This is a genomic window from uncultured Roseibium sp., assembly GCF_963675095.2.
GTDB lineage: Bacteria > Pseudomonadota > Alphaproteobacteria > Rhizobiales > Stappiaceae > Roseibium.
Window position 1 is genome coordinate 1 of sequence record NZ_CAXXSJ010000071.1, and the last position, 12,319, is coordinate 12,319.

Below are 12,319 nucleotides of genomic sequence, written 5' to 3' on the forward strand. Positions count from 1 at the left end.
CTCTGGTCGACGATATAGCCCCGCCGCTTCCGTTCGGGAGGCACCTCCCAATTCATTCAAACATTTATGAATTAATCAGAAAAAATCGCTTTCTCCTATCCATCAGCGCGATTATCGTAAGGTAACGATGAATAACAGCGGCTACCGCCGCAGCTGCGGGATCTCATGTCCAACGATACATTCTACCCCGTCAAAAGCGGCCCGAACGTGCCCCTGGTGATCGTATGCGGATGCGTGATCGCGCTTCTGTCGTTCGGTCCGCGCTCAGCCATGGGTTTCTTTTTTCAGCCGATGACCGCGGCCATGACTGGAGCCGGGAAATCTTCGCGCTTGCCATCGCCATCCAGAACCTGATCTGGGGCGCCGCGCAGCCGGGTGGCGGGCCATGATGGCTGACCGCTACGGCACCTGGAAGACCCTTGAGCCTCGGCGCCGTTCTCTACGCGATCGGCTTGCTGTTGATGGCAAATGCCGAAACGCCCGTGGCCCTGCACCTGTCCGCCGGCGTCTTGATCGGCCTGGGAATTGCCTTTTCCTCCTTCTCCCTGGTGATTGCCTCCTTCGGCCGGGTGGTGACACCCGAGCAGCGGTCAATCGCCTTCGGCATCGGCACCGCGTCGGGGTCACTCGGACAATTCGTCTTTGCCCCGCTCGGCAACTTCCTGATCGAGGGTATCGGCTGGCAGGAAACATTGATCGTGTTTTCCGGCCTTCTCATGGCGATTCCGCTGTTGGCCATCGCGCTCAAGGGCCGCCCGCATGCGCCGGCCAGCATGGGTCTGAGCCCCGACCAGAGCCTGACCCAGGCCATGGCCGAAGCCTTCGGCACCCGGGGCTTCATTCTGCTGACACTCGGCTTCTTCGTCTGCGGCTTCCATGTCGCCTTCATCACCGTCCATCTGCCGCCCTATATCGCGGATCTCGGCCTCGACCCGTCGTGGGGCGCGATTGCGATCGCCCTGATCGGCCTGTGCAACATCGCCGGCTCGCTGATCTCCGGCTATGTCGGCGGGCGCTATTCCAAGTCGCATTTTCTGTCGCTGATCTATTTCGCGCGGGCAATCGCCATCACGGTGTTTATCCTGGTCCCTGCTTCACCTCTGACGGTGCTGTTGTTCGCCGGCGCAATGGGTTTCCTGTGGCTCTCAACCGTGCCGCCGACCTCCGGCCTCGTCGCGGTCATGTTCGGCCCGCGCTACATGGCGACCCTGTTCGGCTTCGTCTTCTTCTCCCACCAGATCGGCTCGTTCCTCGGCGTCTGGCTGGGCGGCTATCTCTACGACACCACCGGATCCTATGACGCCATCTGGTGGATGGGCATCGCGCTCGGTCTCTTCGCCGCGGTCATTTCACTGGCCGATCAAGGAGCAGCCTGTCGCACGGCTTGCCGGACAACCGGCGGAATAAGGACAGACCGGGATCTGGGGTGATGCGCCGGCTCGCCGGTGTCTTGACCTTCCGCCGCCGCCGTGGCACCTGTCGCGCCGAATAACGGCCCTGCCTATCATCCACCGAGAAAGCTTCTCATGTCGAACGACGCCATCCCGGCGCACATGCGCCCCCAGAATTCCTTTCAAGGCCTGATCCTGACCCGCAGCGGTTCTGGGCCGATCAGGGATGCGTCGCGCTTCAGCCTTATGACATGGAAGTGGGCGCCGGAACGTTTCATCCGGCAACCACCTTGCGCTCGCTCGGACCGCGCCCGTGGAAGGCGGCCTAATGTGCAGCCCTCGCGCCGGCCGACCGACGGGCGCTACGGCGAGAACCCCAACCGCCTGCAGGCACTACTACCAGTTCCAGGTGATCCTGAAGCCCTCGCCCGGCGAACAGCCAGGAGCTCTACCTCGAATTCGCTCTAGGGCCATCGGCATCGACCCCCTGGTCGCACGACATCCGCTTCGTCGAGGACGACTGGGAAAGCCCCACCCTGGGTGCCTGGGGTCTGGGCTGGGAAGTGCTGGTGCGACGGCATGGAGGTCAGCGCAGTTCACCTATTTCCAGCAGGTCGGCGGGCATCGACTGTTCAACCCGGTCTCCACCGAGCTGACTTACGGCCTTGAACGCCTAGATCATGTACGTCCAGGGCGTCGAGAACGTCTATGACCTGGACTGGGACGGCGTGCCGAAAGACCAGGCGACGAGCAAGGTCACCTACCGGCGACGTCTTCCTGGCAGGCCGAGCAGCAGTATCTCCCGCCTTCAACTTCGAAGATCGCGTCGACACGAGACATGCTGTTCCAGCCACTTCAAGGACGCCGAGGCCGAGTGCCAGGCGATCCTGCGACGTTCGGCGCCGAAGGCCCGGGAACGACGCCGGCGCACCGGTGCATCAGGTGGTGCTGCCGGCCTACGACCACTGCCTGAAGGCCAGCCATGCTGTTCAATCTGGCTGGACGCGCGCGGTGTCATCTCGGTGACCGAGCGCCAGAGCTATATCCTGCGCGTGCGCGAGCTGGCGAAAGCCTGCGGTGCGGGCTTTCCTGGAAACGGAAGCCGGCGGCGTCGGCTACGAGGGCTGAGTTCGTCCTTGCAAAGGTGCAACTCTAATCTTTCTTCCATTTCATGAAGCCAAATTAGGCTTAAGCAAAACCCAAGGTGCCTGATCATCTCTTTGGCAATTGCTTTAGGTTCTCAATGAAGAATTTTGGCGACGCCATGCTTCGCTTTTACCCATTAGAAAATTATCTGCAATTGTAGCAGCTGTGCCTGAAATTGGTTCAATTGCCGCCCAGGCAGCTGTGCATAGGAACCTAACGACACGCATAGGGGTGGAGTTGAATGCATTGGTTTCACTCAGGAGTTCTATGTAAGATTTAGCAATGTCCGGGTTTTCTTTAATTGCTTCAGCATGAAACCAATTTCTGAAACTAGTTCCAGATCTTGAACTACGCAGTTTTAAAAGCTTCTCAATTTTATTCGGATTTTCTAAAGCCCAACTTCCAACATCTGGCACTTCTGTCAATTCGAACAGACGTACCTGACCTGCGTGCATTTTCGCCGCGTTTATCCGTTCTTGTTTTCCCCGGAGTAAATGACCGATGGGAGTATTCGTGGATACGTCTGAACACTCTGCTAAATTAGCAAGTTTCATTTCCAAATTTTGAAAACTGTGAGCGACAGCCCAACAAGGAGTCGATCTGATTGCTTCCGAATTTATCGATGCGAGAACCCATTATATACGGTTAGACCTTTAGGCTCTATTCCGGGCAGGCTAGAAAAGGTCTTCTGGGAACTTGAGCTCTTGAATAAAATATTCTGATCTTAATATATCATTATACGTCTCCCCTCTAATTTCCTCATAAGAATTCTTAAGATCCAGCTCAATAGTATTATTATAAATTTTATCTAGAAGTACCTTAGACTGCCTACTATCTACGATACCAGCCCCCTTTTAGTGCCCAAGCTATTGCTTCTTCTTTCGGACCAGAGACGGCGCCTTGATTATCTTCTTCGCCCGAGCGTAAACGAGCGCAAACCGGAACCATTCCCAAGGTAGCATAGTGAACCTTTCGCCCGCGCTATTTTTATTACGTTTTCATCGAGCAAAGAGAGCAGTCGGCTCAGGGCCTAAGCTTTGAATTATGACCGCCAAAGACATAAAGTCTTGGGTCGGGATCACCACTTCGTCCATACAATAGTGTGCTGTCAAAAAAATTCTGAAAGCGAGGTTTGGCAGTGCTGAGAAATCTGCGAAAGCGCTCATTTGGGTCGCTGAAATCCCATTATAACACCCACATATCTGCGGCTAATATGTTTACGGCCATTCTAGCCCCCCTGAAAAAGGCGGAATATTTCACGAAAATCGGGTGAAGGCAGGCCCAATATATTTAAATCTAACTGATCCTCATGCTATTTCCATGCGCCTTTCACCGGCTGAAATCGAAAAAACTACATGAAAAGTGTCCTTAGCTCCTCCTCAGCTCCCGACTTTGCAAATAAAATAATAACATAGACGACCACTAATCACTAAAAGGTCTGCTACGTACCCCGACAGATGACAATTTTACGCTGAACCGCTAGCCTTCGCAAAAATCGATTGCGGAGCACGCCTTCATGACGACCTGGATCATCCTCGGCCTACTGATTCTGATCGGCCTTTATGTCATCACCCTCTACAATCAGCTCGTCCAAAAGCGGCAGATGGTGGAGGAAGGCTGGAGCGGCATCGATGTCCAGCTTAAGCGCCGGGCCGACCTCATTCCCAACCTCGTGGAAACCGTGAAGGGCTACGCGACCCATGAACGCGGAACACTGGAAGAGGTGACCGAGATGCGCGCCAAGGCGGGCCAGTGTCCCTTCCGGCGACGTGGCAGGCCGGCACAGGCGAAGGCATGCTGTCCCAGGCGCTCGGGCGGCTCTTTGCCGTGGCCGAGGCCTATCCGGACCTGAAGGCCAGCACGAATTTCCAGGACCTTCACGCTTCGCTCGACGCGATCGAGGACGCCCTGCAAATGGCGCGGCGCTACTATAACGGCGCCGTGCGCGGCCTGAACGTCATGGTCGAAAGCTTTCTTCCAACCTGATCGCTTCACAGTTCAAATTCGAAAAAGCGCGAGTATTTCGAAATCGAGGATGCCGCCGACAGGGCCGTTCCCAAAGTCAGTTTCTGAAGGGGCTGGCCATGCCGGGCTTCCGTATTTCCCGCCGCCTGACAGCGCTTGTCTTCGGCTGTCTCGCCTTCTTCGCGGCCCTTACCCACGCTCTCGCCGACGAACGCATCCTGAAATTTCGGCTCCACCATCGTGGTCGCCCATGACGGCATCCTGACCGTCACGGAAAAGATCACCATTCGGGCGGAGGGCCGGAACATCAAGCGCGGGATCTACAGGGACATTCCGCTGACCTTTCGGGATGCAAACGGGCGGGAGAAAAAAGCCGGTTTCGAGCTAAAGGAAGTGTTGCGCGACGGCAGCCCGGAACCGCATTCGGTGAGGCGTTCCTCCGGCGGCGTGCGCATCTATATCGGCAAGGAGGACGTGTTTCTCGCCTCCGGCACCTTACACCTACACGCTGAGCTACGAGACGACCCGTCAGATCCGGTTCTTCGACGATCACGACGAGGTTTACTGGAACGCCACCGGCAACGAATGGATCTTTCCGATCGACAAGGCCGAATGCGCGGGTCATCCTGCCCACGGGCGCCAGGGGCCACCAGATGGACCGCCTTTACCGGGCGTTACGGCGCCAAGGGTACCGCCTATACGGCGGCAGCCGAGGATGGCGGCAACAGTGTCCTGTTCCGGACCACACGCCCGCTCGGGCCGCAGGAAGGCCTGAGCATCGTCGGTGGCGATGCCGAAGGGCGTCGTATCACTCCACCGGAGGGGCGGAACAGGAAGCGGCCTACTTCCTCATGGATTACCGGGCGGAGATCGTCGGCAGCCTCGGTGTGCTTCTGGTGCTTGCCTATTATCTGATCGCCTGGTGGCAGGTGCGGCCGCGATCCGCCGAAAGGCGTGATCTTCCCGCGCTTCAAGGCGCCGGAAGGGATTTCTCCGGCCCTTGCCAACTACGTCACCAACCGCGGTTTCGGCGACGGCGGCTGGAAGGCGCTGTCGGCGGCCTGCCTGAACCTTGCCGTGAAAGGCCGGCTGGTTCTGGAGGCGCCCGGCGATACGGTCACGCTTGTTCCGAAGCCGGACGGCAATCCGAGAAATGCATGGGATGATCCTCTTCCCAGGGGCGAAGCGGCAGTGAACCGGTGGCTGCGGAATCGCGGCAGCCCGCTCACGATCAACAAGGACAACGGCAAGTCGGTCCAGACACTCGGAAGCAAGTTCCGCTCCGCGATCGAAGATGAAAACCGGGGCGCGGTATTTCAAGAAGAACTGGGGTTACGTGATCCCCGGCGCGATCCTGAGCGCTCTGGCCGCAATCGCGCTGGTGGTCTTCGGCAACTTGTCCGAAGATCAGATTGCGCTGTTCATGCCGGTTCTTTTTATCGGGGTTTTCGTAACGGTTTTCTCCGTCAATTTCGGCAAGCTTTTTCGGCGCTCCGGCAATATCTTCGCGAAGATCGCCGCCATTTTCATGATCTTCGGCTTCGGCATGTCCATTCTTGTCAGCGCCGTTCCCCTCCTCTTCAGCGGCGACTTCGGAATACCTCTGCTTCCGGCGCTTGCCGTCGCGCTGGTTGCCAGCAACCTGCTGTTCTACTATCTGCTGGGCGCGCCGACCGTGCTCGGCCGAAAGGTTCTCGACGAGATAGAGGGCCTGAAGCTGTACCTGACGGTTGCCGAGAAAGACCGGATGAACATGGAGGGCGCTCCGGACATGAGCCCCTCCCACTTCGAAACGCTGTTGCCCTATGCGGTTGCGCTCGGCGTGGAAAAACCCTGGTCGAATGCGTTCCAGGCATGGCTTCTGACGGCGGCCGGAGCGGCGGTCGCCGCATCCTATGCTCCGGCATGGTATTCCGGCCACGGGTTCGATGCCCACAACATCGCCGGTTCCATGAAGGACGTGACCGGCGCGATGGCGGGAAGCTTCAGCACCTCGCTGCCTGCGCCCAAGTCATCGAGTTCGGGCTTTTCCGGCGGAGGCGGTTTTTCCGGCGGCGGGGGCGGCGGGGGCGGCGGCGGCGGCTGGTAGCCCGTAAAGCAGTTGAGGCCGGGCATGCCCGGATGAATGATCGGCAACGATCCGATGGACAACCTGGAGAGCAGGCATGGATCATGATCCTGTAACGATCGGCGAGTTCGCGAGTTTCAATATCGCGATCATCGTCTATTTCCTGGGCGTGCGGCTCAACCGAACCATTGCCTTTCTCAATGCCTATAATATTCCCGAACCGGTCTCCGGCGGCCTGCTCGTCGCGATCGTCGCCCTCGGTTACTACCTCATCACCGGCGGCGAGGTCGCCTTTTCGCTTCAGACCCGGGATTTCCTGCTGCTCTATTTTTTCACGGCCATCGGTCTGAACGCCCGGTTCGGCGATCTGGCGCGCGGCGGCGTCCCCCTTTTGAAGCTGCTGCTCCTGACCATAGGCTTCATGGTGCTGCAGAACGGGATCGGCGTAGGGCTCGCGCTCTCCATGGGGCAGCCGACCGGCTTCGGGCTGATTGGCGGAACGATCGCTCTGGTCGGCGGCCATGGAACGGCGATCGCCTGGGGACCGACCCTGGCCGACAGCTATGGCGTGACAGGTGCTGTCGAGATCGGGGCCGCCACCGCGACGCTCGGCCTGATCGCGGCCAGCCTTCTGGGCGGACCCGTTGCCGATTACCTGATCAATCGCAGGGGCGCGAAACCGGACCCGTCGGTCCACGAGGAAGTCCCGATCATCGGCCTGGAGCGCGATACGGAGGCGACTGCCGAAGTCACCCATACCGGCCTGATGCGCAGTCTGCTGGTCCTGAATATCGCGATCGCCCTCGGGGTGGCCGTTCAGGAAGTCCTGTCCGAGGTCGGACTGGAACTGCCGCTCTTTGTCGTTTGCCTTTTTTGCGGGATTGTCCTGTCGAACACGGTGCCGTTCGTTTTCAAGAACATGAAATGGCCCGCCCGATCGAAGTCCCTGGCCGTCATCTCCGATCTTGCCCTCGGCATTTTTCTGACCATGTCCCTGATGGGACTGCAATTGTGGGTCGTTGCGGAGCTTGCAGCGCCGATGATGGTCATTCTGGCCGCCCAGATCGCCTGCGCAGCGCTGTTTATCGTCTTCGTGCTGTTTCCCGTCATGGGCAGGGATTACGTGGCGGCGGTTCTGGGCGCGGGCTTTGCCGGCTTCGCTTTGGGCGCGACTCCGACCGCCATCGCCAACATGTCCGCGGTGACGAAGCAATACGGTGCCGCCGCCCAGGCGCTGCTGATCCTGCCGCTGGTTTCCGCCTTTTTCGTCGACCTCAGCAATGCCGCGATCATCTGGTTGTTTCTAGGCTAGAACACTTTCAGGCCCTGTGGCGTGCTCGGTCCGCTTCCGGCTTATCGGTGACCCGAAGCAGCTCGGCGATCTTTTCCTGTGGCCGGGCGGCACCGAACAGGAAGCCTTGGCCGAAGGCACAGCCGCTGTCGTTCAGCTTCCGCAGAACCTCCGGCTGCTCGATCCCTTCGGCAACAGCTTCCACGCCGAGCCCCCGTGACAGCACCAGAACCGATTCAACGATAGCCTCGCATTCCTTGCTGTCGGCCATGTGCATGGTGAAGGACTTGTCGATCTTGACCTTGTTGATCGGAAAATCACGCAGATAAGTCAGGCTGGAATGCCCGGTTCCGAAATCGTCCAGCGCGATTTGAACCCCTGCGTCCGAGAGTTGCCGCAGGATGACAAGCGCGGTATCCGCATTCCCCATCAGCGACGTTTCGGTGATTTCCAGGGTCAGCCGTTCGGGAGGCAAGCCGGTCTCCGCCAGCACCGAGATGATTTTCAGCGGGAAGGACAGATCCTGCAGCTGCAGCGGCGATATGTTGAAGTTCAGGCCGATGTACGCCGGCCAGGTTCTGGCGACGGAGCAGGCTTCGTTCAGAAGAGCTTCCGTCAGACTTCCGATCAGGCCGCAGTCCTCGGCAATCGGTATGAACTGGGCGGGCGAGACCTGTCCGAAATCCGGGTCCGACCATCGGGCCAGTGCCTCAAAGCCGACAATCTCCCGTGTCCCGAGATCGAGGATCGGCTGGTAATAGACCTTGATCAGCCGGTTCTCGATGGCATTGCGCAACCGCTGCTCGAGCAATGTCGTGTGCAGGATCGTCGCGTCCATGTCGACTTCGAAGAAACAGTAGGACGATCGGCCGGAGGTCTTCGCCCGGTACAGAGCGATATCCGCGCGCCGCAGCAGTTCGGCCGGCGAATATCCGTCGTCAGGAAAAATGGCGATGCCGATACCGCTGCCGATCGTGACCTGTCTGGACTCAAGGACAAAGGCTTCCTGGATGCGCTGAAGGATCCGGTTCGCCAGACTTGCCGCTTCGCCTTTATCGGCGATCTCGGGCGTGATGATCGCGAATTCATCGCCGCCGAAACGGGCAACGACGCCATCCTCACCGACCGTCCTGCGCAACCGTTCGGCAAAGCCGGCCAGGAGCGCATCGCCGAAGCCATGGCCGTAGACATCGTTGATCGTCTTGAAGCCGTCCATATCGAGCATCATGACGGCCCGATACTTATCCGGCGCCAGATATCCGGTCAGTTCGATCAGGGCATCCTGAAATTTCCGCCTGTTCGGCAACCCGGTCAAAGCATCGTGCTGCGCCATTTGAAGCGCCTGATGCTGCTCCGCCTTGCGTTCACGCAAATCCCGCCGCAGTCCGATCACCTGCCGGGCGCCCAGGAAAAAGCCGAAAAGGATCAGGCATGCCAGAATGCTGACCAGCACTTCCATCATGTGGTGCCGGGCGCTGTCTTCGGGCGGAAGGTAAGAAAACGGACGGACCTGCGCGATCAGGAATCCCAATACCGGCACCGCACAAGCAGCGCCAAGCACCAACCATTGAGATCGGGAAGGCTTTTTGAAGGGATATTTCACTTTGCGCCGCTTCGCCTTGACATTGAGATGCTTGGACCGGAGATTTTCGCCGACTTTCCTTGAGGAACAATGAAGCCGAATACCTAAATTTGATAGTTTCACCCGGAATGCTCCGCCTCCGCAAAAGTATTCAGTCCAAATACATGACCTTCCTTTTCGTGAAGGCCGGGGCGCCGACAGATCCGGCGGCGGCAAATTTCCGTTGCAGTCCCAAGAGGGGGGTGACAAGACCGGGCGGACTTGCTAACGGACGAGCCGACCGATCCGATGGATCCCGCTCTACCGAAGGCTATGTAATTCCGATGCCCGATCTCCTGCTTGAACTATTCAGCGAGGAAATCCCTGCGCGCATGCAGCGCCGCGCCGCCGATGATCTCAAGTCCCTGGTGACCAATGCCCTGGTCGAGGCCGGCCTGCCTTATGAAGGCGCCAAGGCTTTTGCGACCCCGCGCCGGCTTGCCCTGCATGTGGCCGGTGTTCCCGTGGCATCCGCCGCGACCCGGGAAGAACGCAAGGGCCCGCGCGTCGATGCACCGGAGAAGGCCATCGAAGGCTTTCTGCGCGGAGCCGGCCTGGCATCGACCGATCAGGCGCAAATTCAGAGCGACCCGAAGAAGGGCGAGTTCTACGTCGCCGTGATCGAAAAGCCGGGCCGCAACGCCATCGACGTCATCGCGGACTTCATGCCCGGCATCATCCGCGGCTTCCCGTGGCCGAAATCCATGCGCTGGGGCACCGGCCAGATGCGCTGGGTACGTCCCTTGCATTCCATTATCGCGACCTTCGGCCCGGAAACCGAAGAGCCGGACGTGGTTCCCTTCGAAGTCGATGGTATTGTTTCCGGCAAGACCACCCGCGGCCACCGTTTTCTGGCGGACAAGGCTTTCGATGTGCGCCGCTTCGACGATTACGCCCCGACGCTCGAAAAGCACAAGGTCGTGCTCGATGCAGACCGACGCAAGGACATCATCGTGCATGATGCCCGCGACCGCGCTTTCGCCCTGGGGCTGGAACTGGTCGAGGACGAAGGCCTGCTGGAAGAGGTCGCCGGCCTTGTGGAATGGCCGGTGGTGCTGACGGGAACCTTCGAGGAGGAATTCCTTGAGATCCCGGACGAATGCATCCGGCTGACCATTCGGGCCAACCAGAAATGCTTCGTGCTCAAGGACCCGAAGACCGGGAACCTGGCGAACCGCTTCGTGCTGACCTCCAACATCGAGGCAACCGATGACGGCAAGGAGATCGTCGCCGGCAACGAGAAGGTCATCCGTGCCCGTCTTTCCGACGCGCGCTTCTTCTGGGACACGGACCTGAAGACGAAGCTGGCCGACAACCTGCCGAAGCTCGACGGCATCGTCTTCCATGAAAAGCTCGGTTCCCAGGGCGAGCGGGTGAAACGGCTGGAGACACTGGCCGCCGAACTCGCGCCGCTGGTCGGCGCCGACGCGACCAAGGCCAAACGCGCGGCAACGCTCGCCAAGGCCGACCTGGTCTCCGCCATGGTCTACGAATTTCCCGAACTGCAGGGCTTGATGGGCCGCTACTATGCGACAGCCCAGGACGAGGATGCGTCCGTTGCAACGGCCATCGAGGATCATTACCGGCCGCAGGGCCCTTCGGACACCGTTCCGGCCGACCCGGTCGCCATTGCCGTAGCGCTCGCCGACAAGCTCGATCTGCTGGCCGGCTTCTGGGCCATCGACGAAAAACCGACGGGCTCCAAGGATCCTTACGCGCTCCGCCGTGCCGCGCTCGGCGTGATCCGGATCATTCTGGAAAACAATCTGCGTCTGCGCCTGTCAGGCCTGATCCGCGCGGCGCTCGGACGGGTCAAGTCCGACGTTGCAAACCCGGATGCAATCGTCGCCGACCTCCTCGCCTTCCTGGCCGACCGGCTCAAGGTATATCTGAAGGACGAAGGCGCACGTCATGACCTGATCGACGCGGTCTTTGCCATGGAAGGCCAGGACGACCTGCTGATGGTCGTCAAGCGGGTCGAGGCGCTCGGCAAGTTCCTGGAGACAGAGGACGGCGCCAATTTGCTTGCGGGCTACAAGCGCGCGGTCAATATCCTGAAGGCGGAAGAAAAGAAGGACGGCGCGGCCGTGACCGGTCGGCCGCATGCCGATCACTTCAAGGAACAGGCGGAAGTCGATCTCGCAGCGGCCATCGACACGGCTCGCGCCGATGCCGAGACTGCGGTGGAGCGGGAAGATTTTGCAGGTGCCATGGAAGCGCTGTCGAAGCTGCGGGCGCCGGTGGACCGGTTCTTCGAGGATATCCTGGTCAACGCGGATGAGGCGGAAATTCGTCTCAACCGGCTGCGGCTGCTATCGGAAATCCGCGACGCCACCCATGTGGTTGCGGATTTCGCCAAGGTAGCCGGCTAGGCTACCTCAGCCTGCTGGCAAAGCCTTTCCTCTCCGTAGTCACCCCGGCCAAGCGACAGCGCGGGCCGGGGCCGGCGAGGCAAATGCCTAACAATTTCAGCAGGATTGAGGTGACATAGACCTCGGTTCGCCGGAACCTCGGCTCGCCGATCCCGGATCTCCGCTTACGCTTCGTCCGGGATGACTAAATCAGGGTTTGTCTTCAACCTCAGGCGGCCGGCTAGGCCACCTTTTCGTCCCTTGGAAGCCGGTTACTGCTCGGGCCGGTAACGGCCTGTTTCCGGGTCCTGCTTCAGGGTCCTGACCGGCTCGCCGTTGGGGCCTTTGGCCGCGGCGGCGGCCTCGGACAATCGTCTTTCGACCTCGGCCATTTTCTTTTTCATGCGGTTCACGACCCAGTAGCCACCGACGGCGAGGGCTGCAAATCCGAGTAGTTCCGTCATGTCACCTCCACCGCCGGCCCTG

The 12,319-nt window shown here is 59.7% G+C and carries 8 protein-coding genes and 4 pseudogenes; 9 read left to right on the forward strand and 3 right to left on the reverse strand.

What is annotated here, in order from left to right:
• Positions 1-165: 165 nt before the first annotated feature.
• A pseudogene (locus tag ABIN98_RS28185) lies at positions 166-1,407 on the forward strand (MFS transporter).
• A 119-nt stretch (positions 1,408-1,526) separates the two neighbouring features.
• Positions 1,527-2,519, forward strand: a pseudogene (locus ABIN98_RS28190) (glycine--tRNA ligase subunit alpha).
• 104 nt (positions 2,520-2,623) lie between these two features.
• Here ABIN98_RS28190 and ABIN98_RS28195 read toward each other — a convergent pair.
• Positions 2,624-3,091, reverse strand: a complete 468-nt coding sequence (locus tag ABIN98_RS28195; protein WP_346915491.1) for a hypothetical protein — start codon at positions 3,089-3,091, stop codon at positions 2,624-2,626.
• Positions 3,092-4,053: 962 nt separating this feature from the next.
• On the opposite strand from ABIN98_RS28195, the pseudogene ABIN98_RS28200 reads away from it, so the two are divergent.
• The 6 genes and pseudogenes from ABIN98_RS28200 to gltS all read left to right on the forward strand — a co-directional run bounded on the left by ABIN98_RS28200 (position 4,054) and on the right by gltS (position 7,882).
• A pseudogene (locus ABIN98_RS28200) lies at positions 4,054-4,610 on the forward strand (LemA family protein).
• A gap of 11 nt (positions 4,611-4,621) precedes the next feature.
• Complete coding sequence (locus tag ABIN98_RS28205) at positions 4,622-4,756, forward strand: hypothetical protein (RefSeq protein WP_394701649.1); 135 nt, start codon at positions 4,622-4,624, stop codon at positions 4,754-4,756.
• Positions 4,743-4,889, forward strand: a pseudogene (locus tag ABIN98_RS28210) (DUF2207 domain-containing protein); the annotation flags it as partial. The gene ABIN98_RS28205 and the pseudogene ABIN98_RS28210, both read left to right, overlap by 14 nt.
• A gap of 145 nt (positions 4,890-5,034) precedes the next feature.
• On the forward strand, positions 5,035-5,277 hold the full coding sequence (locus tag ABIN98_RS28215; RefSeq protein ID WP_346915551.1) for a DUF2207 domain-containing protein: 243 nt from the start codon (positions 5,035-5,037) through the stop codon (positions 5,275-5,277).
• Between the two features lie 519 nt (positions 5,278-5,796).
• Positions 5,797-6,591, forward strand: a complete 795-nt coding sequence (locus ABIN98_RS28220) for a DUF2207 family protein (protein WP_346915493.1) — start codon at positions 5,797-5,799, stop codon at positions 6,589-6,591.
• Positions 6,592-6,667: 76 nt separating this feature from the next.
• Positions 6,668-7,882, forward strand: coding sequence for a sodium/glutamate symporter (gene gltS, locus ABIN98_RS28225; protein WP_346915495.1), 1,215 nt, complete (start codon positions 6,668-6,670; stop codon positions 7,880-7,882).
• Between the two features lie 7 nt (positions 7,883-7,889).
• On the opposite strand, the gene ABIN98_RS28230 is transcribed toward gltS, so the two are convergent.
• Complete coding sequence (locus ABIN98_RS28230) at positions 7,890-9,392, reverse strand: EAL domain-containing protein (protein WP_346915497.1); 1,503 nt, start codon at positions 9,390-9,392, stop codon at positions 7,890-7,892.
• A gap of 374 nt (positions 9,393-9,766) precedes the next feature.
• Here ABIN98_RS28230 and glyS point away from each other — a divergent pair, with 374 nt between their 5' ends.
• On the forward strand, positions 9,767-11,854 hold the full coding sequence (gene glyS, locus ABIN98_RS28235) for a glycine--tRNA ligase subunit beta (protein ID WP_346915499.1): 2,088 nt from the start codon (positions 9,767-9,769) through the stop codon (positions 11,852-11,854).
• A gap of 251 nt (positions 11,855-12,105) precedes the next feature.
• Here the strand turns inward: glyS and ABIN98_RS28240 are convergent, their stop codons facing one another.
• Entirely contained in the window at positions 12,106-12,297 is a 192-nt protein-coding gene (locus ABIN98_RS28240) for a hypothetical protein (RefSeq protein WP_346915501.1), read from the reverse strand.
• Positions 12,298-12,319 lie beyond the last annotated feature (22 nt).